General features: G+C 66.0%; 28 protein-coding genes. 10 read left to right on the forward strand and 18 right to left on the reverse strand.

Annotated features, from left to right (window positions below; all coding sequences use genetic code 11):
• Positions 1-6: 6 nt before the first annotated feature.
• A complete protein-coding gene (locus NP4_RS15745) occupies positions 7-1,443 on the reverse strand; it encodes an MFS transporter (RefSeq protein WP_067998341.1) in 1,437 nt (478 codons plus the stop codon).
• 96 nt (positions 1,444-1,539) lie between these two features.
• Here NP4_RS15745 and NP4_RS15750 point away from each other — a divergent pair, with 96 nt between their 5' ends.
• The gene (locus NP4_RS15750; protein ID WP_067998343.1) at positions 1,540-1,983 is read left to right on the forward strand and encodes an SRPBCC family protein; all 444 of its coding nucleotides are present in this window, start codon (positions 1,540-1,542) and stop codon (positions 1,981-1,983) included.
• A 5-nt stretch (positions 1,984-1,988) separates the two neighbouring features.
• Here NP4_RS15750 and NP4_RS15755 read toward each other — a convergent pair whose 3' ends face one another.
• The 3 genes from NP4_RS15755 to NP4_RS15765 form a co-directional block, all read right to left on the reverse strand.
• On the reverse strand, positions 1,989-2,372 hold the full coding sequence (locus NP4_RS15755) for a hypothetical protein (RefSeq protein WP_067998345.1): 384 nt from the start codon (positions 2,370-2,372) through the stop codon (positions 1,989-1,991).
• Between the two features lie 215 nt (positions 2,373-2,587).
• On the reverse strand, positions 2,588-2,842 hold the full coding sequence (locus NP4_RS15760; protein WP_147287999.1) for a hypothetical protein: 255 nt from the start codon (positions 2,840-2,842) through the stop codon (positions 2,588-2,590).
• 71 nt (positions 2,843-2,913) lie between these two features.
• Positions 2,914-3,801: an RNA polymerase sigma-70 factor gene (locus tag NP4_RS15765; protein WP_067998349.1), complete on the reverse strand. Its 888-nt coding sequence runs from the start codon at positions 3,799-3,801 to the stop codon at positions 2,914-2,916.
• 102 nt (positions 3,802-3,903) lie between these two features.
• On the opposite strand from NP4_RS15765, the gene NP4_RS15770 reads away from it, so the two are divergent.
• Positions 3,904-4,263, forward strand: coding sequence for a DoxX family protein (locus tag NP4_RS15770; RefSeq protein WP_067998351.1), 360 nt, complete (start codon positions 3,904-3,906; stop codon positions 4,261-4,263).
• 1 nt (position 4,264) lies between these two features.
• Here NP4_RS15770 and NP4_RS15775 read toward each other — a convergent pair whose 3' ends face one another.
• Positions 4,265-4,687 (reverse strand): DUF4254 domain-containing protein, encoded by a 423-nt coding sequence (locus tag NP4_RS15775; protein ID WP_067998575.1) that lies wholly within the window; start codon positions 4,685-4,687, stop codon positions 4,265-4,267.
• 198 nt (positions 4,688-4,885) lie between these two features.
• Between NP4_RS15775 and NP4_RS15780 the strand changes: the two genes are divergently transcribed.
• Together NP4_RS15780 and NP4_RS43190 are read left to right on the forward strand one after the other, a co-directional pair.
• The gene (locus NP4_RS15780) at positions 4,886-5,770 is read left to right on the forward strand and encodes a helix-turn-helix domain-containing protein (protein WP_147287998.1); all 885 of its coding nucleotides are present in this window, start codon (positions 4,886-4,888) and stop codon (positions 5,768-5,770) included.
• Positions 5,770-6,174, forward strand: a complete 405-nt coding sequence (locus NP4_RS43190; RefSeq protein ID WP_082875900.1) for a DUF397 domain-containing protein — start codon at positions 5,770-5,772, stop codon at positions 6,172-6,174. Before NP4_RS15780 ends, NP4_RS43190 begins: the two co-directional genes overlap by 1 nt.
• Before the next feature lie 104 nt (positions 6,175-6,278).
• On the opposite strand, the gene NP4_RS15785 is transcribed toward NP4_RS43190, so the two are convergent.
• Positions 6,279-6,950, reverse strand: coding sequence for an endonuclease V (locus NP4_RS15785; RefSeq protein WP_067998577.1), 672 nt, complete (start codon positions 6,948-6,950; stop codon positions 6,279-6,281).
• Between the two features lie 17 nt (positions 6,951-6,967).
• Positions 6,968-7,426, reverse strand: coding sequence for a GNAT family N-acetyltransferase (locus NP4_RS15790; protein ID WP_067998355.1), 459 nt, complete (start codon positions 7,424-7,426; stop codon positions 6,968-6,970).
• Positions 7,427-7,760: 334 nt separating this feature from the next.
• Between NP4_RS15790 and NP4_RS15795 the strand changes: the two genes are divergently transcribed.
• Positions 7,761-8,267: a hypothetical protein gene (locus NP4_RS15795; RefSeq protein WP_147287997.1), complete on the forward strand. Its 507-nt coding sequence runs from the start codon at positions 7,761-7,763 to the stop codon at positions 8,265-8,267.
• A 106-nt stretch (positions 8,268-8,373) separates the two neighbouring features.
• Complete coding sequence (locus NP4_RS15800) at positions 8,374-8,577, forward strand: hypothetical protein (protein WP_062506506.1); 204 nt, start codon at positions 8,374-8,376, stop codon at positions 8,575-8,577.
• Here NP4_RS15800 and NP4_RS15805 read toward each other — a convergent pair.
• The 5 genes from NP4_RS15805 to NP4_RS15825 are packed head-to-tail and all read right to left on the reverse strand — an operon-like array spanning position 8,560 to position 13,888.
• Entirely contained in the window at positions 8,560-9,444 is an 885-nt protein-coding gene (locus NP4_RS15805) for a 3-hydroxyacyl-CoA dehydrogenase NAD-binding domain-containing protein (protein WP_067998358.1), read from the reverse strand. The genes NP4_RS15800 and NP4_RS15805 overlap by 18 nt on opposite strands.
• 1 nt (position 9,445) lies before the next feature.
• Positions 9,446-10,351 carry a YncE family protein gene (locus NP4_RS15810; RefSeq protein WP_067998361.1) on the reverse strand — a complete coding sequence of 302 codons (906 nt, stop codon included), beginning with the start codon at positions 10,349-10,351 and terminating at the stop codon, positions 9,446-9,448.
• Between the two features lie 17 nt (positions 10,352-10,368).
• Positions 10,369-11,550 carry an acyl-CoA dehydrogenase family protein gene (locus tag NP4_RS15815; protein ID WP_067998365.1) on the reverse strand — a complete coding sequence of 394 codons (1,182 nt, stop codon included), beginning with the start codon at positions 11,548-11,550 and terminating at the stop codon, positions 10,369-10,371.
• A gap of 11 nt (positions 11,551-11,561) precedes the next feature.
• Positions 11,562-12,710: an acyl-CoA dehydrogenase family protein gene (locus NP4_RS15820; protein ID WP_067998367.1), complete on the reverse strand. Its 1,149-nt coding sequence runs from the start codon at positions 12,708-12,710 to the stop codon at positions 11,562-11,564.
• 14 nt (positions 12,711-12,724) lie between these two features.
• Positions 12,725-13,888 (reverse strand): CaiB/BaiF CoA transferase family protein, encoded by a 1,164-nt coding sequence (locus NP4_RS15825; protein WP_067998371.1) that lies wholly within the window; start codon positions 13,886-13,888, stop codon positions 12,725-12,727.
• Positions 13,889-14,032: 144 nt separating this feature from the next.
• Between NP4_RS15825 and NP4_RS15830 the strand changes: the two genes are divergently transcribed.
• Positions 14,033-14,920 (forward strand): LysR family transcriptional regulator, encoded by an 888-nt coding sequence (locus NP4_RS15830; RefSeq protein WP_067998372.1) that lies wholly within the window; start codon positions 14,033-14,035, stop codon positions 14,918-14,920.
• On the opposite strand, the gene NP4_RS15835 is transcribed toward NP4_RS15830, so the two are convergent.
• Entirely contained in the window at positions 14,881-15,735 is an 855-nt protein-coding gene (locus tag NP4_RS15835) for a helix-turn-helix transcriptional regulator (protein ID WP_067998374.1), read from the reverse strand. The two genes, NP4_RS15830 and NP4_RS15835, sit on opposite strands and share 40 nt — an antisense overlap.
• A 138-nt stretch (positions 15,736-15,873) precedes the next feature.
• Between NP4_RS15835 and NP4_RS15840 the strand changes: the two genes are divergently transcribed.
• A complete protein-coding gene (locus NP4_RS15840; protein ID WP_067998383.1) occupies positions 15,874-16,653 on the forward strand; it encodes an NAD(P)H-dependent oxidoreductase in 780 nt (259 codons plus the stop codon).
• Between the two features lies 1 nt (position 16,654).
• Here the strand turns inward: NP4_RS15840 and NP4_RS15845 are convergent, their stop codons facing one another.
• From NP4_RS15845 to NP4_RS15860, 4 genes are all read right to left on the reverse strand, one after another.
• Positions 16,655-17,755 carry an FAD-dependent monooxygenase gene (locus tag NP4_RS15845; RefSeq protein ID WP_067998579.1) on the reverse strand — a complete coding sequence of 367 codons (1,101 nt, stop codon included), beginning with the start codon at positions 17,753-17,755 and terminating at the stop codon, positions 16,655-16,657.
• Positions 17,756-17,769: 14 nt separating this feature from the next.
• Positions 17,770-18,117 (reverse strand): DoxX family protein, encoded by a 348-nt coding sequence (locus NP4_RS15850; RefSeq protein ID WP_067998386.1) that lies wholly within the window; start codon positions 18,115-18,117, stop codon positions 17,770-17,772.
• Positions 18,118-18,145: 28 nt separating this feature from the next.
• A complete protein-coding gene (locus NP4_RS15855; RefSeq protein ID WP_067998388.1) occupies positions 18,146-18,439 on the reverse strand; it encodes a hypothetical protein in 294 nt (97 codons plus the stop codon).
• 129 nt (positions 18,440-18,568) lie between these two features.
• Entirely contained in the window at positions 18,569-20,308 is a 1,740-nt protein-coding gene (locus NP4_RS15860) for a sensor histidine kinase (RefSeq protein ID WP_067998390.1), read from the reverse strand.
• 77 nt (positions 20,309-20,385) lie between these two features.
• Between NP4_RS15860 and NP4_RS15865 the strand changes: the two genes are divergently transcribed.
• The gene (locus NP4_RS15865; protein ID WP_067998392.1) at positions 20,386-20,991 is read left to right on the forward strand and encodes a response regulator transcription factor; all 606 of its coding nucleotides are present in this window, start codon (positions 20,386-20,388) and stop codon (positions 20,989-20,991) included.
• A 74-nt stretch (positions 20,992-21,065) separates the two neighbouring features.
• Positions 21,066-21,551: a VOC family protein gene (locus NP4_RS15870; protein ID WP_067998394.1), complete on the forward strand. Its 486-nt coding sequence runs from the start codon at positions 21,066-21,068 to the stop codon at positions 21,549-21,551.
• A gap of 227 nt (positions 21,552-21,778) precedes the next feature.
• Here NP4_RS15870 and NP4_RS15875 read toward each other — a convergent pair whose 3' ends face one another.
• Positions 21,779-22,303 carry a CAP family protein gene (locus NP4_RS15875; RefSeq protein ID WP_169813743.1) on the reverse strand — a complete coding sequence of 175 codons (525 nt, stop codon included), beginning with the start codon at positions 22,301-22,303 and terminating at the stop codon, positions 21,779-21,781.
• Positions 22,304-22,444 lie beyond the last annotated feature (141 nt).

The following is a 22,444-nucleotide window of genomic DNA, read 5'->3' on the forward strand; positions in this document are numbered from 1 at the left end:
GGGCGGTCAGCTGGCGTGCTGCGAACTCAACGGCGTCGCAATGCTTTCCAATGACCGCCCCTCGGCCCGCACCCCGAGGATCAGCTCCGCGACGCCGCCGACCATCATCACCACCGCGCCGATGACGAACGCCAGCGCGGTCCGCCCGGCATCGCCGGTTCCGGTCAGCTCGGCGAAGACCAGCGGTCCCGCGATCCCTCCCGCCGCGGTGCCCACGGCGTAGAAGAACGCGATGGCCATCGCCCTGGTCTCCATCGGAAAGATCTCGCTCACGGTCAGATACGCCGAACTCGCGCCGCACGAGGCCACGAACAGCACCACGGTCCAGCACGCGGTGAGCGTCACCGCGGTCAGATCGCCGCGCACCAGCAGTATCGCGGTGAGCAGCAACAGAATTCCCGATCCGAGATACGACCCCGTGATCATGGGTTTGCGTCCCACGGTGTCGAAATAGCGACCGAGCGCCAGCGGCCCGAAGAAGCTGCCCAGACACATGACGGCGTAGAAATATCCGGTCCGATCGCTGGGCACATCGAACGACTTCCCCAGAATGACAGCGAAATTGAAGGTGACCGCGTTGTAAAGGAACGCCTGCCCCACGAACAACGCCAGCCCCAGCACGCTGCGGCGCGGATACTTCCGCAGCATCACCGACGCGATCTCGCCGAATCCGGTGGACCGTCGCTGCCGCACCTCGATGGTCTCCTCGACCTGCGGCAATTCCTCCGCGGTCTCGCGCGCGACCCGTCGCTCCACCCCGTTGACCAATTCCTCGGCGTGGCGTTCCCGCCCGTGGATGAACATCCACCGTGGACTCTCCGGCACATGCCGCCGTACCACCAGCACGAGCAGTCCGAAGATCACCCCGATCCCGAACATCAACCGCCAGCCGATATTCGGCGCGAACAGATGCGGATTCAACGCGGCCACCGACAGCAGCGCCCCGCCCGCCGCGCCGAGCCAATAGGTGCCGTTGATGACGATATCGATCCGTCCGCGATATTTGCTCGGAATCAGTTCGTCGATGGCGGAATTGATGGCCGCGTACTCACCGCCGATTCCGAGCCCGGTGAGGAACCGGAACATCACGAACCACCACAGCGAGAAGGAGAACGCGGTCATCGCGGTGGCGATCAGATACACCACCAGCGTGATGATGAACAGCCGCTTACGCCCGTAACGGTCGGTCAGCCAACCGAACAGCAACGCACCGGTGCACGCGCCCGCGACATACATCGCCGCGGCGAACCCCGACACCTGCGCCGAGGAAATGGCCAGCCCGCTGTCCGGCTCGGACAGTTTCGCCGCGACGCTGCCGACCACGGTGACCTCGAAGCCGTCGACGATCCACACCGACCCGAGTCCGACCACGATCATCCAGTGCCAGCGCGCCCACGGCAGCCGATCGAGCCGAGCCGGGATCCGAGTACGCACGGTGGTCATGACGCGGTTCTAGCCGTTCCGGCGCGCCGGAAACCTCGTTCGGATAGGCAACAATCACCGATGCGATCGGTACCGACCAGTTGCCAGGCTGGGAACATGCCTGGTTATCGAGTACATGCGACAACGACGGCCCCCGTGGGCACGGTATGGCGATTGCTGATCGACGGGCGCAGCTGGCCCCGATGGGCGTCCGGCCTCGACGAATTGGTCGAGGAACAATCGAGCGGACTGGATCCGCACGGCCGCGACGGTGTCGGGGCCGTGCGCGCGTTCCGATCGGGCCGCGTGGTCACCGGCGAGCGATTGACGGAATTGGTGGCGGGCCGCCGAATGGTCTACGAGGACGCCTTCAATTTCGCTCTGAAGGACTATCGGGCCGTCATCGAATTGAAGTCGACCATCGCCGACGGCACCGCCATCGACTGGCACGGCCGCTGGCGCATGCGACCGGGTGTCGGCTGGATTATGCCCTTGGTCCTGCCCCGGGTGATGCAGCGCATGGCCGACGACCTGGCCGCCTATGCGGCCCAACCGAATTGAGCGCGTCAGCCGCGCAGGATATCTCCGACCGGCGGCATCGTCTGCCAACGGTCCAGGGCCGGTCGCAGCGCCTCGGCGAGTATCGGCAGCCGGGGTACGAGGGCCAGACAGGCGACCGTCCGGCACATGCCCACGGCATCGACGAAACGCAGGACACGTTCGTCCAATTCGCGCCCGCCGCATCGCCGTGCGGCGGTGTTGTAGGCGTCACCGCCGATGGCCCCGAGAAACGCCATATCCCATTCGACCGGTCCCAGATTGACCAATTCGAAGTCCGAATACAGTGCGCCGCCGATGGTCCGGACGATATTGGCTGCCGGGGAGTCCCCGTGAATCGGCTGAAGCTCGACGTCCGGGAACGCCGCCTCGAATTCCGCGCGGGAGCGCATCGTCGGGGCCAGTAGGTCCCATTCCTGTTGTGCGCGAGCGAGTTCGGCCGGATCGGTCAGATCCGGGAGAACATATCGTGCAGCACCGACGGCTCGGTCACGGTCAGGCCGAGGTCACGGCCCGCGGCGACGGCCGCGTCCAGTGCTGTCTTCGTGCGCATTCCGGCGATCCTGCCATAACGGACATGGCGGAGCTACCGATCAACTGTGAACCGTCACGGCCGATCGTAGTAGTACTTCAGATCCGGGGAGACCAGACTTCCGTCGTCCGGATACGGGTAGCAGGGACTGTACGCGCCCGAATCCTGCGAGGCCGCCTCGCAGGCGGCCTTACCGGTGGGCTCGCCATTGGCGATGAACGGGCCGACCGAATTCGGGCCCGGCGCAATGGGATCCGCCGCGGCGACCCCCGCGGCCCCCATTACTGTTCCGGCCGCTATTGCTCCCGCGATCACAAACCTTGTCAGCACCGTATTCTCCGATCACATTGTCGGCTGATCCGTGCCGAGTGAAGCAGGGCCAGCTGTCGATCAGCTGTGAATCACCGTCGGACCAGCTGTACATTCCGATCGAAATGCGTCAGTTTCTCGGGATTGCGCAGCGCGTAGACGCCGGAGATGAGTCCGTCGTCGATCCGTAGCGTCATCACCGTGTCGAGTTCGCCGTCCAGCCGCAGCAGCAGTGCCGGGTGACCATTGACATCCGCGAGTTCCATGGTGGTGGCCGCGATCCGAGCACTCGAGGCGACCAGCATGCGAGCCACCCGATCGATACCGGCGACCGGCCGCGGCACCGCCTGTTTGATGCCGCCGCCGTCGCCGAGCAGTACGACATCGGGCGCGAGAATATCGAGCAGCTGCCGCATATCGCCGGTCGCGACGGCCCGCTGGAATGCCACGAGCGCCGCGCGGGCCTGATCCTGCGACGGCGTCTCGCGCGGTCGCCGCTCGGTCACATGCGCCCGCGCGCGATGGGCGATCTGCCGCACCGCCGCCGGACTCTTGTCGACCGCCTCGGCGATCTCGTCGTAATCCAGTCCGAATACCTCGCGCAGCACGAATACCGCCCGCTCGGTGGGATTCAGCGTTTCCAGGACGAGAAGCATTGCCGTGGAGACATTGTCGGCGAATTCGACATCCTCCGCGACGTCGGGTGTCGTCAGCAGCGGTTCGGGCAGCCACGGCCCGACGTAGGACTCCTTGCGCCGGGCGAGCGCGCGCAGGCGGTCGAGCGCCTGCCGGGTGACGATCCGAACCAGATATGCCCGCTGATCCCGGACCGCGTCGAGATCGACGCCCACCCATCGCAGCCACGTCTCCTGTACGACATCCTCGGCATCGGCGGCCGAGCCGAGCATTTCGTAGGCGACGGTGAACAGCAGACTGCGATAGGTGACGAAGGCGTCGGTGGCCGAATCCATACTCCGCATTCTGTGACATCGGGGGTCGGTGACAATCGTCACCCCGGCCAACTGTCACAGATCCGGGGGCATCGGCATCTTCTGGTCGACACGTTCGACAAAGGAGAAATCATGAACCTCGCCGTATGGATCGCCGCTGGACTGCTCGCTGTGGTCGCCCTGTTCGGCGGCATCACCAAAGCGTTCGTGCCGCAGGCGAAACTGGCCGGAACGCACGGTGGGGAATGGACCGCGCACGTTCCGGGGAGCTTCGTGAAAACCCTCGGCGTACTGGAAATCCTCGCGGCGGCGGGCCTGATCCTGCCCGCCGCGCTGGATATCGCACCGGTGCTGACGCGGGTCACCGCGATCTGCTGGATGCTGTTGATGATCGGCGCGATGATCACCCACGTGCGCACCGGCGGCCCGAAGTTCGCCCTGCTCAACCTGTTCTACCTCGCCCTGGCCGCCTACGTGGCCGTCGCGGCGTAGCTCAGGCGCACCCCGGCAGGCGGCGGCGGCCCATATGCAACTCGTCGATCAGATCCTCATAGGCGACCGCCAATTCGGCGAGATGCTCCCAGCTCGAGCCGAGTTCGCAATCGAGCGTGCCCGCCAGCGCGGCATAGGCCAGTGCGGTGAAGCGGGCCATGCGATCGACCACCGCGCCCATGGTCTCGGTATGAATTCGCGCCGCGCCATGGGCGGGCGGCAGGGACCGAGCGACGCACCGGTCGATTTCGGAGAGCAGTTCCGCCCGTCGGGATTCCATTTCGTCAAATCCGAAACGCACTGTGGTCAACTGCCTTTCGTGAATGCCGGTGAGCCCGAACGCGGCGTTGAGGATCGGATGATGGTCGTAGTCGACACCCCGGCAGGCATTGAGCAGCTGGGTTTTCGTCGGTAGTGGGTTCATGAGCAGCACGAGTTCCCCCGGTCTCTCGTCGGACGGTGAAATGTGTTGTGGCGGAAAGTGAGTGGTGTGGCGTTCGCGGCTATCGACGTGGTTACAGTGATACTCTGCTGGTGAGTGGGGTGGACGTTTTTCGACAGCCTTTCGGCGCGCTTACTGACTTATTCCAAAAAGGCATACAACTGGTTAGCGAGGCAAACGATGAGTGATTCGACCATTGCCAGCAGGGCCTTCGGACGTCTGGTGCGGAAGTACCGCAAGCGTGCAGGCTTGCCGAAGAACGCTGTGGCTTTTGCCGCCGAGACCTCACCGCAAACGTACGGTCGGCTCGAAGATGGCCTGAAACAGAACATCCCCAGCATGATGGTCAACGTCATCAGCGACAAACTGCGGGTGAGCGATGACGAGCGACGCCTACTGCTGACTCTTGCGGAGGAGACCAGAAAGGCGCGTAACGCGGAGGGGAAGTGGTGGCGTTCGCATCTGGACGAGCAACGAACGGGCTTCCGCCACTACCTGAATCTGGAGCAGTCGGCCCGGCGGGCAACATCGCTGCAGATCGCCCTCATTCCTGGATTGTTACAGGCCACGGAGTATCGACGACAGCTGGTGTGGGCGGCCTTTCCGCAGTGGACCCCTGCGGAAGTGGAAGAGTCACTTGCCTTGGCTGCGCTTCGCCGAGAGCGGCTCGCCGACCCGGACTTCGAGTTTCGTGCGTTGATTTCGGAGGCGGTGCTCCGGCAACGGTTCGGCGGTCCCGCAGTCCTCAAGGACCAACTGAGTCATCTGCTGGAAGCCAGCGAGCGGCCCAATGTATCTGTCCGTGCCATTCCATTCACTGCCACGAATCCCGTTTTCGCTTTGGGTGCGCCTTGTGTGCTGTTCGAGTTCGGCCCGTTGCCGTCCACGAAGCTGATCGAGCGACCGATGATATTTGTCGAGGAGCTTGCCGGGGCTCTGTATCTCGAGAGGCGGGCCGAGATGGACCTGTATATGGATGCGATCCGTCGCGCTGGTCAGCTAGCGTTGGATGTGAAGGCGACCAGGGATCTGATCCTTGGGATCGTGAGGGAGTGCTCCGAGTGATGACCGGTCGTTCTGAAGCAGCCTGGTACAAATCGAGCCGAAGCAAGGCCGACCGAGCGTGCGTCGAGGTCGCCCACCTCGACGCTGGCCTGGTCGGTGTCCGTGACTCCAAAGACCCCACCGGCCCGGCGCTGATCTTCGCGCCGGGGCGAGTGGGACGCATTCATTTCCAGTGTGCGGGCAGGCCGGGGTCACGGCTCCTGATCTCGACGGGAATCCGATTCGCCTGGGGTCCTGCGGAGTTGACAAGCCCGTGGCTCGTATTCCGCGAGCGCTCGGGCAACGCGTACGATCAGCTCTACCGGCGGCAGTTCGAATGTTCTGAACGGAACGCTCCATGCGGCGCCCGGAACACGATGCGGCAGCTTACTACTCACGTCATTCCTCTCGAAACCCCGTTGTAGCCATGCACTCGACGAGCCCATCAACCATCTCGCAACCATTGCCGTCGAGCCAGATACCGCAGATGTACCGAAGAAGTACGCTCGGGAAACTCAACTACCCGCTTTCAATTTTCCCGCAACAACATTCGGCATAAATGGTCGGCTCGGCGGGTGGTCTCCGGCTGTCGATACTTCGGGGTCAGCGCCAGAACCTGCTCGCAGGCCGTATCGAGGTCGATGCGATGGCCGACCGAGACGAAGACCGGTTTGATTCCCGGCTGCGTGCGCACCGCGCGTCCGACCACTTCGCCCTCGATGGTGATATCGCCGAAGTCGCCTCGGGCTGGGCCCGGTTCGACGTAATCACCCCAGACGGTCTTGGCGACGCCGATGGTCGGCAGCCCGGTCAGCAAGCCCAGATGGCATGCCAGTCCGAAACGTCGCGGGTGCGCGATGCCCTGGCCGTCGCATATCAACAGATCCGGTGTGGTGCCCAGCTTTTCGAGCGCGGCGATCGTGGTCGGCAATTCGCGAAAGGCGAGCAGGCCCGGAACATACGGAAAACTGACATTGCCGCGCGCGGTCGCGGTGTCTATGGGCTGAAGCGTCGCCGCGTCCAGAACCACCACCGCCGCAACGACACTGCCGCGATCGTCGTACGCCGAATCCAGACCGGCCACCGTCCGGACCCGAAAGGGTTCGGCCACGGTCGTCTCCACCGAACCCCGCAACCGATCCTGCAGCGCCACGGCCGCATTCGGATCGGTCGGCAATTCCGCTGTCATCGTCAGGCGCATCATCGCACCGTACGGGGTTACACGCGGGGTTTGGCGAAGTGGACCGTGCCGTTGGCATGGCCGGGTTCGGTCGGGACGAGCCGGTACCCCGCCCGCTGGTACATGCGGATATTGCGTTCGCTGCGAGCCCCGGTGAACAGCACGAATCGCTCGATGTGCGGGGGAGCGAGATCTTCGATCAGGCCCAGCAAATGCTTGCCGAGGCCGTGCCCGGCCCGATCGGGTGCGACCATGAGGCGACCGATATGCCAGTCGGTATCGCCCTCGACTCCGCCGCGCACAGCGCCGACCAGACGTCCGTGTTCGCGCATGACCAGGGTGGTGCATGTCGTCGCCCAGGCCAGTACCTCGTCGTGCGTCTCGTGCAGCGATGCAATGTCGAGGGTCTCGTTGATGATCGCCTCGGGCACCCAGCAGCAGCGCTGCAGTACAACGAGTTCCGCGAGATCCTCAGAGGTGAAGTTGGAGACCGGCATATTTCCCGTCGTAGTCCACCCGGCGCTGACGCGGCAACCGCATTCCTCCGATCGAACGCAATTTTGCGGTAACAGTGCAGGTCACGACGTTGGTGAGGGTTGGTCGGCGTCCATAGTCTCGGAATATGAGTTTCGCGACATCGGTCGATGAGCTGGCACGTCGTCTGCGCGAGCGGTTGACGGCCGATCGTGTCCTGCGCCCCGGTAATCCGGGGTTCGGTGATACCACGACCCCGAGATCGGTCCATGCCTGCTCGTGGTCGCCGTCTGGTCCGGGGAACGAGAGCACGCCGATGCCGCTGTCGCCGAGGTCATTCGGTTCGGTACGCCGATCATGAGCACCATTGGTCCGACCACGCAGCAGGATCTGCTGGAGCAGTTCGATCAGAGCATTCCGCACGGCATGCACTGGGATATTCGCTCGCGCACCGTCGCCGCCCCGACGTCCGCAATCCGTGATCTCCTGATCGCATGGGCGCAGGCGCGCCCCGGTCCGGCCGCGGGCATCGGCCTGCGCCAATTCCACGGCGCGGCAACCCGTATCGGCTCCGACGACACCGCCTTCGGTCTGCGCACCAGCCATACGGTCATCCAGATCTCGGCCGGTCGCACCCCCGGCGAGGATCCCGGCCCGTTTCGCGACTGGGCCGAAAAGATCAGCACCGCCCTCGCCCCGCACGCCCTGTCCGGCGGCTACCCCAATTTCCTGCTGCCGCGGCCTGGTCGAGGTCAACGGCCGTATCTCCGCGAGGACGTCCGAGTACGACGGCGCATCTACATGCCGCCGATGGCATCGGCCCGGCACGTCGGCGGGGTAGTCTGTCTGAAGATTGCCGTGTAGTTGCTGGATGTGATTTGCTCTCCCACCGAGCGAAGGAGATCCTCATGCTCACCGGACTCACCCCCGCGCAACCGGCTCCCGTTCTCGATCGCGGCGGGCGGCCCTGATGGGCTCCCTGGAACTCGGATCGGCGCTCATCGGCCTCGGTTCCGCGGCCTTCGCCGCAATAGGCGGGCCGACGCTGCTCGGGCTCGGCTCGGCGGCGCTGGCCGCGGTGGGGCTGCTGGCCGGGATCGCCGCCAATGTGATCGGCATCCCGGCCAGCATCATCTCGATCCTGCTCGGCCTGGGTCTACTGCCGCATCCCTGAGGCCGCCAGCGCCGCGAGTACCGCGCGGGTGAGCTCGTCGCGCTTGTCGCGCAGCCGAGCGAATGCCTCGGGGCCGGTGCCGTAGGTCTGCTCGACCTGACTGATCACCTTCTCCATTTGCTCGGGATCTGCTGTGGGCGTGCCGAATTCGATTTTGGAGGTTTCCGCGCCGACCCCGGCGTACAGGTGTCGAATGCCGCCGGGACCGCCGCCGAGGACGTTTCCCTCGAACGGGCCGATCGTGGCCCAGCGCAGCCCCAGCGAATTCCGCACGATCACATCGAGATCGGCGGGCGAGACGACGCCCTGCTGAACGAGATAGATCGCCTCGCGCGAGAGCGCCCCCTGCAGCCGGTTGGCGACGAAGCCGGGCAGCTCCCCATGGATGACCACCGGTACCCGGCCCAACTCCTCGTACAGTTCCACGGCCCGCTTGGTCGCGTCGTCCTCGGTGTCCCTACCCGGCACGACCTCCACCAGCGGCATCAGCTCCGGCGGATTGAACGGATGCCCGACCAACACCCGGGACGCTCCGGTGAGCCCCTCGGTGATCAGGCTCGCGGTGATCGACGAACTCGACGTCGCGAGAACGGCATTCGGCCGCGCGTGGGCGACGATCCGGGCGAACAGGTCCTGTTTGATCGGCAGGCGTTCGGGCCCGTTCTCCTGCACCAGATCGGCCTCGGCCACCGCCGCGGCGATATCGGCGACCACTCGGATGCGGGGATCGTCGCCCAGTTCGGCGGCCACCACGTCGGCGATATCGTCGCGCGGGTCGTAAATGGTGACGTCCCAATCGTGTTCGCGCGCGAGCTTGGCCCACGACAGGCCGATCACGCCCGCGCCGATGACGGCGAGTGTCTTCATATCAGATACCTGCGATTCCTGTCAGTTGCCGTCCGGGAAGCCGGGCGATGACGTATTCCTTTGCGTTGGAGGAGATATCGAGCGGCACCGCGCGCACGGTTCCGGCGAGATCGGTGACGTAGGCGAATCCGGCATCGGTGTCCACGGCCAGTCCGATCGCTTCGCCGAACCCCCGCGCCAGAATCTCCGGCCGTTCGCCGGGCTCGCCCCGGCCCGGGATTCGCGCGCGGTTCAGAGTGTTTCCCAGCGGCTCGGCCCCGCGGTCGGTCCAGTACAGCGTCGCCGTGGCCGGGTCGAGATGCAGGTCGATCGGTTCGGGCAGTCCGTCCCAGAGGATTTCGATATCCGAACGGTCCGCGGCGGTCTCACCCGGGGGCATGTCCAGCCCGGCCCGCAGGATCCGCCCGCGCCCGCCCTTGGCCGGGCCCTTCTGCGTCCAGTAGAGCCAGCCGCCGACGGGATCCACTGCGACGCCGACACATTCGGCCGTCGTATCCGCTGTCGGCACATTGACGATCAGGTCGGTCAGCCCGGTTCCATCGGTGTCGACGCGGCTCACCCGGCAACCCTCGCGGTCCGACCAGTACAGCCGACCGGCCGCGAAATCGGCCGTCAGCTGCTTACCCGTGGTGATCGCGCCGACCGGCAGCACGTAGCGTGGATCGGATCCGTCCAGGCGGGCCGAACGCAGCGATCCGTTGCGCTGCGAGAAATCCGGCTCCCGGCTCGATCCGCCGCGCGGCATTCCCATGGTGGTCCAGAAGATCCGGTCGGTCGCCGGATCGAACGCCAGACCGTCCGGCGCGGGCCCGGCGTCGTCGACAATGGTGCGAACACTGTTGTCCGACAAATCGATTCGATCGATCGTGCCGGACGCGATGCCGAGCACCAGCAGGGACTTGAACATCTCGAACCTCTCGGCGATTACGCCGGTAGCAGTGCCTGGTCGGCATTGCGCAGCGCGCTGGGCGGGGTGACGGGGGAGGAGGAGTTCAGCGCCCGCCGACGTGTCGCGCCGATGCCGCCGAACGATTGCGTGACGGCCGTCAGCCGCGCCGCGTAGTGGCTGATCGCGGTTTCGAAGGTCATCCCGATACCGCCGTGCAGTTGGATGATCTCCTCGGCCACCGTGCGGGCGGTCTCGGCGACGAAGACGAACCCGTCGTCGGCCGCCTCCAGGATCGACACCGTGTCGTCGGCGTCGAACGCTTCGAGCGTCGCGGTCGCCCACAGGGCGATCGAGCGGGCCAATTCGGTCTGCGCGTACAGATCCGCCGCACGATGTACGAGGGCCTGGAAGGCCGAGAGCGGGACGCCGAACTGCCTGCGGGACTTCAGATATTCCACCGTCTGCGCCAACCCGGATTCCATCAGGCCGACGGCCTCGCCGAGCAGGGCGATGCGGGCGCGGGCGAAGGCGATATCGAGGGCGTGGGCCGTCTCGCGCCCGGGGTTGCCCAGCGCGGTGGCGGGTGTCCGGTCGAAGTCGAGCCGGGCGGCGTGGGTCCAGTCGGTGGTCCGGCCGTCGGTGCGGGAGATTCCCGGGGCGTCCGCGGACACGAGGTAGACGCCGAGCTCACCCTCGGAATCGGTGGCGGTGACGAGGAAGAAACTCGCCCGATCCGCCCGTGCCACCGGCGATTTCACGCCGGTCAGCCATACCGGGCCGCCGGAATCCGAGCGGTCGGCGCGGACCGCGGGCAGCGCGTCCCATTCCCGGCCGGGTTCGGCGTGGGCGACCGCCCCGTGCGCCGTGCCCGCGGCGAGAGTCGGCAGCAGCTCGCGGCGTTGGTCGTCGGAGCCGAGGGCCGCAATCAGCCAGGAAGGCAGGTAGGTCCCGTCCAGCAGCGGCTCGACCGCCGCATGCCTGCCGAGCGCCTGCTGCACGACGTACACCTCGGCCGGGCCCGCGCCCGCGCCGTCGTGGTCCTCGTCGACGGTCAGGGTGGTCAGTCCCAATTCCGTGATCGCCTGCCAGACCGCATCGCTCCAGCCGGCGGGCGCGGTGACGACCTCGGCCCGGAAACCGGGGGTGTAGCGCCGCGCGAACATCGCCTCGGCGCTGTCGAACAGCAGTTTCTGATCTTCGTTGGGTTCGAGTTCCATTGCGGTTCTCCTCACAGCCCGAGAATGGTTTTGGCGATGACGCCGCGCTGAATTTCGTTGGAGCCGCCGAAGATCGACAGCTTGCGCAGGTTCAGGTACTGCTCGCCCAGGGCGCTGTCGTCCTCGGATACCAGCAGCGCGTCGGATCCGGCGGCCTGCAGGCGCAATGCCGACAGTTCCTGCAGGGTCCGGGTGCCCTCCAGCTTGAGCAAGGACGAAGCGGGGCTGGGTTGTCCGTTCTCCGATGCGCCGGTAACCCGCAACTCGGTCGCCTCGAGCGCGAGCAGCCGCAATTTGGTCGCATACAGCCGGGATCGGAAATCCGGGTCGTCGGCCAGCGTCGCGACACCGATATGCCGGCTGTCGGCGTACTGGACGAGTTCGGCGAACAAGCGCTGGGCGGTGCCGGTCTGAGCGATGCTGTTGCGTTCGTTGCCGAGCAGGAATTTCGCGTAGGTCCAACCCCGGTTCTCCTCGCCGACAAGGTTTTCCGCGGGAATGCGGACGTCGTCGAAGAAGAATTCGTTGACCTCGTAACCGCCGTCGATGAGTCGAATCGGACGATGTTCGACGCCGGGGGTGGTCAGATCGAGCAGTAGAAACGAGATGCCCTGCTGTTTGCGCTGGGCATTCGGGTCGGTGCGGGCGAGCAGGAACATCCAGTCGCCGTACTGGCCCAGTGTGGTCCAGGTCTTCTGGCCGTTGACGATGTAGGTGTCGCCGTCGCGTCGCGCGGTGGTCTTCAATCCGGCCAGATCCGAACCGGCCTCGGGTTCGGAGAAGCCCTGCGACCACCAGATATCCAGATTCGCGGTGGCGGGCAGGAACTTTCGCTTCTGTTCCTCGGTGCCGAATTCGGCGATGATCGGGCCCACCATGCTCGCGTTGAAGGCCAGCGGGGGTGGGACGGCGGCGCGCTGCAGTTCGGTCGTGTAGATGTGCGATTGGGTGGGAGTCCACTCACGGCCGCCCCACTCGACCGGCCAGTGCGGTACGGCGAGTCCGTGCTCGTTGAGAATCCGCTGCGCGGTGACGATGTCCTCGCGCGTGGTCCGGCCGACGGCCGAGCGGGCGCGAACATCCTCGGGGATCTTGCCGAGGAATACCGCGCGCAATTCGTCGCGGAATTCGATGTCCGCGGGGCTCAATTCGAGATTCATGGTGTCTTCGCTCCTCAGCGCAGTAGGGACAGAACTTCCTCGGTGCTGTGGCCGGGACGTTCCGCGTGCCTGCGGATATCGACGGGGGTCTCGGAGAAGTGCAGGGGATTGGCGATCATTTTGATGACGCCCTCGGTCGGGTGCTCGGTCTCGATGACCAGACCCATTTCCTGGACGTAGGGATCGTCGGCCAATTTCGCGACGTCGACGACGACGCCGTAGGGCATATCGTTGGCCCGCAGGTAGCTCTCCCATTCGGCGGTCGTCTTCTCCGCGGAGTGCGCGAGCACCGCCCGCAGTCCCGCCAGGAAGGTCTCGACATCCAATTCGTCACTGTCCCAGTGCGGTTCGGCCGCGAGCTCGTCCTGCCCGGCGCCGATCAGCAGACGTTTGATGTCCTGGTAGGTGTAGGCCACCGCGGCGATCGCACCATCTTTGGTGCGCATCGCGGCGTGTTCGCGGACCAGGCTCAACGGATTGCCCGCCGGGGCGGTCGCGGGCGCGTAGGTGTCTCCGGCCAGATGTTCGACCGCGGTCCAGGAGATGAGGGCGTCGGCCATCGGCACCTCCACCCGCTGGCCGATTCCGGTCGCGCTGCGGTGGTACAGGGCGGCGACCACGCCGATGGCCAGATACAGCGACGCGACCTTGTCGCCGACGAAGGTGGGCAGGAACTGCAGTGTTCCGGTGGCGCGTTCCTGCAGGTTCACCAGTCCGCTCACAGCCTGGATCACCTCGTCGTAGGCCGGGCGGTCGCTCTGCGAGGACGCGGGATCGAAGCCCTGGGCGTGTGCGTAGACAAGCGCCGGAAAGCGGTCGCGGATCTGGTCGTACCCCAGACCGAGCCGGTCCAGCGCCCGCAGACGCATATTCGTCACGAATACGTCGGAATTCTCCAGCAGTTCGAAAAGTGCGGCGAGGTCGCCCTCGTCCTTCAAATTCAATGCGATACTACGCTTATTGCGATTGACATTCAGGAAAAGCGGGGCCATTCCCGAGGTGCGTCCGATATCGCCGGGAGAGTAGCGGGCATTGTCGTAAGGTGGTTCGATGCGAATCACGTCCGCGCCGAGATCGCCGAGGATCTGGGTGGCGAACGGGCCCATCACCACGGTCGACAGGTCGACGATCCGCACGCCGGACAGCGGGCCACGCGGTGTACCGCCAATATTCAACATTTGTCGGGACCTTTCATCCGATCCGGCTTCCTCTTTCCGACATTAGGCACAGGTCACGAAGAAAGGAATGACAGGCTTCCTCAAAACGGTATGACGCAGGAGATAACACCGGATTCGGGTGTGCTCGTGGTTAATATGTCGGGTATGGAGATCCGGCACCTACGGTCGTTCCTGGCGGTCGCCCGCGAACTGAACTTCACGCGCGCCGCCGACGCACTGCGCATGTCGGTGCCGCCGCTGAGCCAGCAGATCAAGGCGCTCGAACGCGAGTTGGGCCAGTCACTGTTCGACCGGTCGACCCACCACACCCGCCTGACCTCGGCGGGTGAGGTGCTCTTACCCGTCGCCACCAGATTGGTCGCCGAATTCGATTCGCTCCCATCGCTGATCCGAATCTCGGCCACCGCGGCCCGGGTTCGAATCGCCATTCCCGATGCCCTGAACCCGAGGCATCGCACGCAGCTGGCCGCCGTCAATCGCGAGCTCGCCGCGGACCATCGCATCGAGTTGCGTCAGATGCCGTCGCTGAGTATGGAGGCCGAACTATTGGCCGACACCACCGATATCGCGTTTTCGCATGTGCCCGCCGTCCACCCGGCGCTCAACAACACCCTGCTCTACACCGAAACCTTGGCGGCCGTACTCGACAGCTCCCATTTCCCGACTCGAAAGTCGGTGCGGATCAAGGAATTACGCGGCTTCACCTACCTCATGGGACCCAAACACTGGGAGCTGGCGCATCGCACCCGCCAGAACCTGACCGATGTGGGCATCATCACCGACCCGGCCCTGTACTTCTCCGACAGCGGCGGCCTGCACCTGTTGCTCGCCAACGAACAACGATTCGCGGTCGCGCCCATCGAATCCGATCTGGCCCGCGAGGCCGACAGCAAGGGTTTCGCGGTCCTGCCCTTTCCCGATCTCGACCTGGCCATGACCACCTATCTGGTCCGCCGCACCGCGGACGCCTGGCTGGATCCGATCGTCGCCGCCTATCTGAAGGACGTCCCGTCCTCGACCGAAAGCGCCTGACCGACTTCGCCCTCCGCGCCCAGTCCCGCGAGCAGGCGCAGCCCGTCCCGGGCCGGACTGCCGGGCGGCGCCGACAGCACCACCAGTTCCATACCCGATTCGTCGGGTAGTGCGAAGTTCTCCTGGTGGAGTTCCAACAGCCCGACCAGCGGGTGCCGGTAGGCCTTGCGGCCATGGGTGCGGGCACACACGTCCGCGCGGGCCCAGAGCTTGCGGAAGCGCTCGCTGCCGATCGCCAATTCGCCTATGAGCGAAGCCAATCGGGGGTCCTCGGGGTATTTGCCCGCGGCCAGGCGCAGGTGCCCGACCGCGTCGAGGGTGCACTGTTCCCAGTCCGCGTAGAGGCCGCGCTCGGCCTCGTCGAGAAAGATGTGCCGGGCCGTGTTCAGACCCGGTATCGGTCCACCCAGTAGCAGACCTGCCAGCCGGTTCCCGGCGAGTACGTCGAGTCGGTGATCCATGATCAGCGCGGGCGCCTCGGTGACCAGGTCGAGTACGCGCAGCAGTTCCGGTCGCACCCGACCGCTCGGGGTCTTCGCGCGGCGGCGGCGCTGCCGCGCGAGCCGGTGGAGGTGCCCGCGCTCGGTCTCGTCGAGGTCGAGCACACCGGCGAGCGCGTCGAGGACCTGTTCGGAGGGCTGGGTCGCGCGGCCCTGCTCCAGGCGTACGTAGTAGTCGACGCTGACTCCGGACAGGTGCGCGACCTCTTCTCGGCGCAGCCCCTCGACCCGGCGATACCCGTCCGTGGGGATGCCCACCGACGCCGGGTCTACCCGGGCGCGCCGGGTCCGCAGGAAGCTCGCGAGATCGTCCATACCCCCAGTATGTCCGCGGCGAGGCCCGCGAGGGTGGCCCCGCCGATACCAGGAACCCCCGTCCGATGGATGCGGAGCCTCTGAACGTCGCACATCGAAACGCACAGGATCGAAGGCATCCGATCCGAAGGAGTTCCCATGAAAACGCTGATCGTCTACGCCCATCCGGAACCGAGGTCGCTCAACGGCTCGCTGAAGGACCTCGCGGTGTCCACCCTGGAGGCCGCTGGGCACGAGGTCCGAATCAGCGATCTGTACGCGATGAACTGGAAGTCGGTCGTGGACGCCGCGGACTACGGCCCCGATGCCTCGAATCCGTTGAAGGTGGCCCTGGATTCGGGGCGCGCCTTCGACGCCGGGACGCTCACCCCGGACGTCCGCGCCGAGCAGGACAAACTGCTCTGGGCGGACATGATCATCTTCCAGTTCCCGCTGTGGTGGTACGCGATGCCCGCGATTCTCAAAGGCTGGGTGGACCGCGTGTTCACCTACCACTTCGCCTACGGCGTCGGCGAACACAGCGACACCAGATACGGGGAGCGCTTCGGCGAAGGCACCCTCGCGGGCAGGAGGGCCCTGCTCTCGGTCACCGTGGGCGGCCTGGAATCGCATTACGCGCCGCGTGGAATCAACGGTCCGATAGATGATCTCCTGTTCCCGATCCAGCACGGCATCCTCTACTACCCGGGCATCGACGTGCTGCCGCCCTTCGTCCTCTACGGCACCGACCGAACAACCGCCGAGGACTATCCGCATATCGCCGCGGCCTGGCGGCAACGCCTGCTCACCCTGGAATCCACCGAGCCGATCGCGTTCCGCAGGCAGAACTTCGGTGATTACGAGATCCCGTCGCTGCATTTGAAGCGAGGGTTGGAGCCGGTGGGGCGCACGGGGTTCGGGTTGCATGTGTACGACTGACTCAGTCGTCCCAGTCGAGGATCGGGGCGAGTGATCCGAGCTGGACCGCGGGTGGAATCAACCGCAGCAGCGTGTTTCGCGCCAGCGCTGCCGCGGGCGAGGCGAGTTGACCGACCGCACCGATCATCCGGGAGCGCTTGACGATCATCTGGGTGCGTGGCCTGCGTTGCGCGTCGTAGCGCGACAGGTCACCGTCCTCGGCGGCGACCCTGGCCAGCACCACGGCATCCTCGAGGGCCTGGCAGGCGCCCTGCCCCAGATTCGGGGTCATGGCATGGGCCGCGTCGCCGAGTAGCGCGATCCGTCCCGCGACATAGCTTTTCAGCGGCGGCAGATCGTACAGATCGTGTTTCAGGATCGTCGCGGCGTCGGCCGCGGCCAGTAGCGCGGGGATCGGTGCGTGCCAGGAACCGAATCGGGCACGCAGTTCGGACAGCCCGCCGCCCGACGCGCCCTCGGCCATATCGGCCGTGGCGAAGCAATAGACCCGGCCGTCGGGCAGGGTGCCGTAGCCGAAACGCTCGCCCCTGCCCCAGCTTTCGCCCATTTCGCCGACCGGCTCGGTGGGGGTCACCACCAGTCGCCACGCGGTGTATCCGCTGTAGCGCGGCTCGATCGGACCGCACACCGCGCGCCGAACCACGCTGTGGATCCCGTCCGCACCCACGACGACATCGCCGACCGAGGTCCCCGCGGAATGCGCGACGGTGCCGTCCGGCCGCACTTCCGTGACCGAAACCCCGGTGCGCACAACGCCTTCCGGAATCGCCGCGCGCAGTATGTCCAGCAGGTCGGCGCGGTGCAACAGGATCGGGCTGCCGTAGCGAGTGCGCACGGCGTCGATATCGGTGCGGGACAGCCAGCGTCCCCTGCTGTCCCGGATACCTGCCGAGCCTTCCTCCCGTGCCCGCCCGCGGACCTGATCGCCGATGCCCAGCGCGTCCAATGCGCGAAGCGCGTTGGGCCACAGCGACAATCCCGCGCCCACCTCCGTGATGCGGGCGGATCGCTCCAGTACCTCGATCTCCCAGCCCCGGCGTCGGAACGCGATCGCCGTCGCGAGTCCACCGATGCCGCCCCCGACCACGACCACTTTCGGCATATCGTTTCCCTCGTTCACTTGGCGAATTGCAGCGCCAGCGTCGCCGCGGCGGGCACGAGATAGAGCACCGGGAAAATGGCCGACCCCGGATGTCCGGCCCGGATCGACGTAGCCGATGCCAGCAGGAAGTAGGCGATCAGGCAGACGGCGGCCGCGACGCCGATCGGAGGAATGACGAAGCCGACGATCAGTCCGAGCGCTCCCGCGGATTTCGCCAGCGCCAGCCAGTTCCACCAGGATTCGGGGACGTGGTACTGCTGGAGCGGTTCGACGACGAACTGCTTCTTGGCGAACAGGGAGTAACCGGAGAAACCGATCCAGAGGGCCGCGAGGACTCCGACGATGTGGTAGGCGATATTCATGACTTTCCTTTGCGGGTTGAAGTAGACGTCAGGCGCGTTCGTCGATGATTTCGCCGGTCAGTGCGGAGGCGTCCAGCATGAGCGCCTCGGTGGCATCGACCAGCGGAATACCCTGCGCGGCGGCGATCGCCGCGAGCATGTGTTCGGCGCGATCCCAGCGCCAGGTGTCGAGGTAGGTACCGTCCTCCAGCCGGGTGAGGCGGGTTTCGGTAAGGCCCGGGTTGGCGATCCGGATTCCGTCGATCAATCGTTTTCGTTGCGCCAGTAGCGTTTCCAGGTCGCCGCGCGCGACCCGGAACCTGTGCATCCTGATCACTGCCATCGCGGCGTCCCTTCTGCGGTGCGTCGTTCCTACGTCAGTAAGATTCACAGCCGCCGACGCCGGGCAGTAGTGCGCCGGACACCGATCGGTCATGCGTTTCGCATGGTTCGGCACTGCCGAATGCACGGCTCAGTACGGCACCGCGGCCTCCAGCCGGAATTCGCCGTCGCTGACCGAGGCCGCGAAGGATCCGCCCGCGTCGAGCACCCGGTCGCGCATATTGCGCAGGCCCTGTCCGTGCGAGTTCATTTCCGCGCATACGCCGTCATTGTGAATACGCAACCGCACGAACCGATTTCGATTCCGGCAGTCGATGTCGACGCGAGTCGCGGCGCTGTGCCGCAGCACATTGGTCACCGCCTCCCGAACGACCGGGGCGAGGACGATATCGACTCGCTCCGGCAGATCGTCATCGCAGTCGATGCTGACCGTCGCGATGGCGGCCGCGAGTATCGTTCGGGCCGAATCGACTTCGTGCCGCACCGAAAGCGCGACGCGATCGTCGGTCAGCGCCTGGGCCTCGATCTGTGCGTCCGCCGCGATCCGCAATGCCTGGTCGACCTCGGTCGCCACGCGCCGCGGGTCCCGGGTGATCAATTCGGCGATCAGATCGCACTTCAACGCCAGCACCGACAGGGTCAGCCCGAGCAGATCGTGGATGTCGCGGGCCAGCCGCAGGCGTTCGAGCTGGGCTGTCCGAGCGGCCAATTCGCCCCGGGCCTGATTGAGCTGTAGCGAGAGCTGTCGAAACCGCGCCAAGCCGTAGAGGCTCAGCGTCGCCTCCAAAGCCATGAACACCCAGCCGCCGGGTTGGGTGAGCTCGCCGACCGGTTCGGCGAATACCGCGCGCAGCGCGATCGAACCGACGGCGATCAGCATCCAGGACACGCGCTCCCGCAGCAGCGCCGCCACCGCGAGCAGCGTCAGCCAGGAGCACCAGGCCGAGCCGAGCCACAGCAGCGGTACGAGGGTGAACAGCGCCTGCAAACCCAGCAGCGCGGCCGCGTACCGGGGCCGGAGCACCTGTGCCACAAGCAAAACCGACAGCACGACACCGCCCAGCCCGTTCGCCAGCTGGCGCTCCGGTATCTCCAGAACCTGATTGGCGATCATCGCGATCAGGCCCGCCACCAGCGCCGCCAGTGCCAGCCGGGGAGCCAGCCGCGCCACCGGTGTCGGATCCGCCGAGGGTGCGTCGAACTCGTGCTGGGCGGCGGCCGTGCGACGCATGACGGCGACGATCGTGCGAGTGCGGTCCGCCACATCGTCGGCCGCGCGGCGCGCGAGCTCCGGAGCATGTCCCATCTCCGTTCGCACTTGCCCCAATCGGTCCAGTACCGCCATGATCTGCGTGCCCAGTCCGGAGCGCAGATCGCGAGCCACCCGCAGCCGTTCCTCCGTGCGCACCACTCGGGACAGCTCGTCCTGGGTGGTGCTCAGCCGATCGAGCAGAACGGGGAGTCGCAGCAGGCCGTAGGTGACCAGGCCGACGGCCGTCGTCGCGACATAGGCGTGCAGGTAGGTGGCCGCGTCGGCGTGCAGTCCGTAGTGGGCCGGGCCGGAAGCCAGTGTCACGACACAGAATCCGAACCAGCGCAGCCGATGTCCGGGCCCGACCAGGATGGTGGCGGCCAGCAGCCAGTCCAGATCGACTGTCCCGGCGGCGGGAAAGGCAATGGGCAGGTAGCTGAACGCGGCCTGCGCGAACAGGACGGGCCGGTTCGGGCCGGGTCGACGATGGGCGATCACCAGCAGGATCGCCTGTACGACGGCACAGCAGGCGGCCGCGATGCCATTCCCGCCGACGACGACCGAGAGGACATAAACAACCAGGAACAGATACCCGGTCGACCTCGAAAGCAACGACACGCGATGATTGCATACCGGTCGGACGGTTCGAAGCAACTCGGCGCGTTCGGCGGGACCGGAAACAAGGAGTGGAGCATATGATCAGGGTGCTGATCGCCGAGGATATGCGGCTGCTGCGCGAAACCCTGGTGGCATCGCTGGAGCTCGAGGACGACCTCGAGGTGGTCGCGGTGCTGGCGGCGGGCGATGCCATCGTGGCGACCGTGGCGGCCGAGGAGATCGACCTCGCCATCCTGGACATCGATCTGCCCGGCGTGGACGGACTCACCGCCGCCGCACGGATCCGCCGCGATCATCCGCACTGCCGCGTCCTGATCCTGACCTCGCTGGCCAATCCCGGTCACATCCGGCGTGCGATCGATATCGGTGTGTCCGGATTCGTGCTCAAGGACAGCTCCCGGCGCGAGCTGTTGCATGCCGTCCGCACCGTCGCGTCCGGCGGCAGCGTCCTCGATCCGGGGCTGGCCTTCACCGCCCTGCGCGGCCCCGCCAACCCGCTCACCGGCCGCGAGGCCGATGTTCTGCGCTGCCTCGCCGCGGGCGCCGACCCGAAACAGATTGCCGCTCAACTGCATCTGTCCCACGGCACGGTCCGCAACTACCTGGCCGCGGCCGCGACCAAGCTCCAGGCCCGCACGCGCGTCGACGCGGTCCGCATAGCCCAGCAGGCCGGTTGGCTGTGACTTTCAGCTCGGATCCTCGCTGATCGACGTACAGTTGTGCCGCACTGACATCGATACTGCAGAGGACGGCAGCGATGATTCCCACTCTCGCCGGTGTACATCACCTCAAACTCCCCGTCTCGGACCTGGCCCGTTCCGTCGACTGGTACCGCACCCGGCTCGGCTACACGGTCGCGGTCGAATTCCACGAACAGGGCGTGCTGATGGGCGTGGGCCTGCGCCACCCCGCGGGCGGACCGATGCTCGCCCTGCGCCTGTATCCCGAAAAGGCCGCCGCGGCAGCGGGGTTCGACTACTTCTCGATAGGCGTTCCCGACAAGCAGGCCATGGAGGCCCTCGCCGAACACCTCGACGCCCTCGGCGACTCCCACGCCGGAGTCCACTTCGCCACCACCGGCTGGATTCTCCCCGAACTGCACGACCCCGACGGCCACGAAATCCGCTTCTACACCATCGAATCCCACACCGCCCTCGGCGAGGACACCCTGCGGGTCGACAACCCCCGGGAAACCGCCGAAGCGCGCGAACGCGACGGTCACACCCCGCAGGGATCGGCGTAGGCCGCGCTCGGAAAGTATTGCCGCCATTCGCCGATCGAGATAACCGACGACTTGTCCGCACACAGCGCCGCGACGACACTTCGGCTGTCGAGCTGCCACGTACGAAGCGTGCCGTCGAATCCGGCGGCCACCAGGCGGGCGCCATCGGGACTGAGGGCGACGTCGTTGACGCGGCCTATACGGCCGGAGCGAATGCGGAGACGGTCTGCTGCTGACTTCTCCTGAACTCAGTCGACGGGGCGGCCGACATTCTCCGGATACCGGCCCTCCACATTGCCGGGCGGGGTGAAGCGAGCCACTATCAATGTGCTCGGTTGCGAGAAGACCGTCCCCGCCGGGCAGGAGGCGATCCCCACGGCGATCTGTCGGCTGTTCTTCCATACGACTTGGGTGAAATGCCCTGTCTCCATGGAGAAGCCCGGGTGGTTGTAGTCGTATTTGGACGCCTCCTCCATCCAGGCGTCCAAGGCGTCCTGGAAGCCGACGTTTCCGGTTCCGGCATAAAGATTCTCACCGTATCGTCCCTGCGGGTTCGAATGTTCGAACCGGCAGGCCTCGGCGTACTGCTGAGTGCTCGGATACAGCTCGGAATTCCACGTCACCGGATCGGCCCCGTAGCCCGCGCGGGCCTTGTCGACGGCGGCGACGATCTGGTCGTTCTGGGTATCCGCCTGAGCCGGAACGATATTCATGAACAATCCGGTGACGACAGCCGCCGCGACACCGAGCATCGCCGTACCTGATTTTGTCATTTGTTCTCCCGAAAGCCGTTGCTGCGGAATGGGACTCGAGTCGAGATGCGATCGCTTCCGTGCGGTAGCAGAGACCGTGGGGTCGGCAAGCGTTCTGCTCAATTGCGCCATGGACATCCGGACGCCGGGTTGACCTTGACC

Origin of the sequence: Nocardia pseudobrasiliensis NBRC 108224 (assembly GCF_001613105.1) — a bacterium.
GTDB lineage: Bacteria > Actinomycetota > Actinomycetes > Mycobacteriales > Mycobacteriaceae > Nocardia > Nocardia pseudobrasiliensis.

Excerpts from the sequence above, each read along its gene's own strand:
- NP4_RS15770 (WP_067998351.1), top strand. The coding sequence starts at position 3,904 with ATGAACCTCGCCGTATGGATCGCCGCTGGACTGCTCGCTGTGGTCGCC.
- NP4_RS15780 (WP_147287998.1), top strand. The coding sequence starts at position 4,886 with ATGAGTGATTCGACCATTGCCAGCAGGGCCTTCGGACGTCTGGTGCGG.
- NP4_RS15750 (WP_067998343.1), top strand. The coding sequence starts at position 1,540 with ATGCCTGGTTATCGAGTACATGCGACAACGACGGCCCCCGTGGGCACG.
- NP4_RS15755 (WP_067998345.1), bottom strand. The coding sequence starts at position 2,372 with ATGCGCTCCCGCGCGGAATTCGAGGCGGCGTTCCCGGACGTCGAGCTT.
- NP4_RS15870 (WP_067998394.1), top strand. The coding sequence starts at position 21,066 with ATGATTCCCACTCTCGCCGGTGTACATCACCTCAAACTCCCCGTCTCG.
- NP4_RS15800 (WP_062506506.1), top strand. The coding sequence starts at position 8,374 with ATGGGCTCCCTGGAACTCGGATCGGCGCTCATCGGCCTCGGTTCCGCG.
- NP4_RS15810 (WP_067998361.1), bottom strand. The coding sequence starts at position 10,351 with ATGTTCAAGTCCCTGCTGGTGCTCGGCATCGCGTCCGGCACGATCGAT.
- NP4_RS15865 (WP_067998392.1), top strand. The coding sequence starts at position 20,386 with ATGATCAGGGTGCTGATCGCCGAGGATATGCGGCTGCTGCGCGAAACC.
- NP4_RS43190 (WP_082875900.1), top strand. The coding sequence starts at position 5,770 with ATGACCGGTCGTTCTGAAGCAGCCTGGTACAAATCGAGCCGAAGCAAG.
- NP4_RS15745 (WP_067998341.1), bottom strand. The coding sequence starts at position 1,443 with ATGACCACCGTGCGTACTCGGATCCCGGCTCGGCTCGATCGGCTGCCG.
- NP4_RS15790 (WP_067998355.1), bottom strand. The coding sequence starts at position 7,426 with ATGCCGGTCTCCAACTTCACCTCTGAGGATCTCGCGGAACTCGTTGTA.
- NP4_RS15785 (WP_067998577.1), bottom strand. The coding sequence starts at position 6,950 with ATGCGCCTGACGATGACAGCGGAATTGCCGACCGATCCGAATGCGGCC.
- NP4_RS15820 (WP_067998367.1), bottom strand. The coding sequence starts at position 12,710 with ATGAATCTCGAATTGAGCCCCGCGGACATCGAATTCCGCGACGAATTG.
- NP4_RS15840 (WP_067998383.1), top strand. The coding sequence starts at position 15,874 with ATGAAAACGCTGATCGTCTACGCCCATCCGGAACCGAGGTCGCTCAAC.
- NP4_RS15765 (WP_067998349.1), bottom strand. The coding sequence starts at position 3,801 with ATGCGGAGTATGGATTCGGCCACCGACGCCTTCGTCACCTATCGCAGT.
- NP4_RS15805 (WP_067998358.1), bottom strand. The coding sequence starts at position 9,444 with ATGAAGACACTCGCCGTCATCGGCGCGGGCGTGATCGGCCTGTCGTGG.
- NP4_RS15830 (WP_067998372.1), top strand. The coding sequence starts at position 14,033 with ATGGAGATCCGGCACCTACGGTCGTTCCTGGCGGTCGCCCGCGAACTG.
- NP4_RS15850 (WP_067998386.1), bottom strand. The coding sequence starts at position 18,117 with ATGAATATCGCCTACCACATCGTCGGAGTCCTCGCGGCCCTCTGGATC.
- NP4_RS15875 (WP_169813743.1), bottom strand. The coding sequence starts at position 22,303 with ATGACAAAATCAGGTACGGCGATGCTCGGTGTCGCGGCGGCTGTCGTC.
- NP4_RS15815 (WP_067998365.1), bottom strand. The coding sequence starts at position 11,550 with ATGGAACTCGAACCCAACGAAGATCAGAAACTGCTGTTCGACAGCGCC.
- NP4_RS15825 (WP_067998371.1), bottom strand. The coding sequence starts at position 13,888 with ATGTTGAATATTGGCGGTACACCGCGTGGCCCGCTGTCCGGCGTGCGG.
- NP4_RS15775 (WP_067998575.1), bottom strand. The coding sequence starts at position 4,687 with ATGAACCCACTACCGACGAAAACCCAGCTGCTCAATGCCTGCCGGGGT.
- NP4_RS15835 (WP_067998374.1), bottom strand. The coding sequence starts at position 15,735 with ATGGACGATCTCGCGAGCTTCCTGCGGACCCGGCGCGCCCGGGTAGAC.
- NP4_RS15795 (WP_147287997.1), top strand. The coding sequence starts at position 7,761 with ATGAGCACCATTGGTCCGACCACGCAGCAGGATCTGCTGGAGCAGTTC.
- NP4_RS15845 (WP_067998579.1), bottom strand. The coding sequence starts at position 17,755 with ATGCCGAAAGTGGTCGTGGTCGGGGGCGGCATCGGTGGACTCGCGACG.
- NP4_RS15855 (WP_067998388.1), bottom strand. The coding sequence starts at position 18,439 with ATGGCAGTGATCAGGATGCACAGGTTCCGGGTCGCGCGCGGCGACCTG.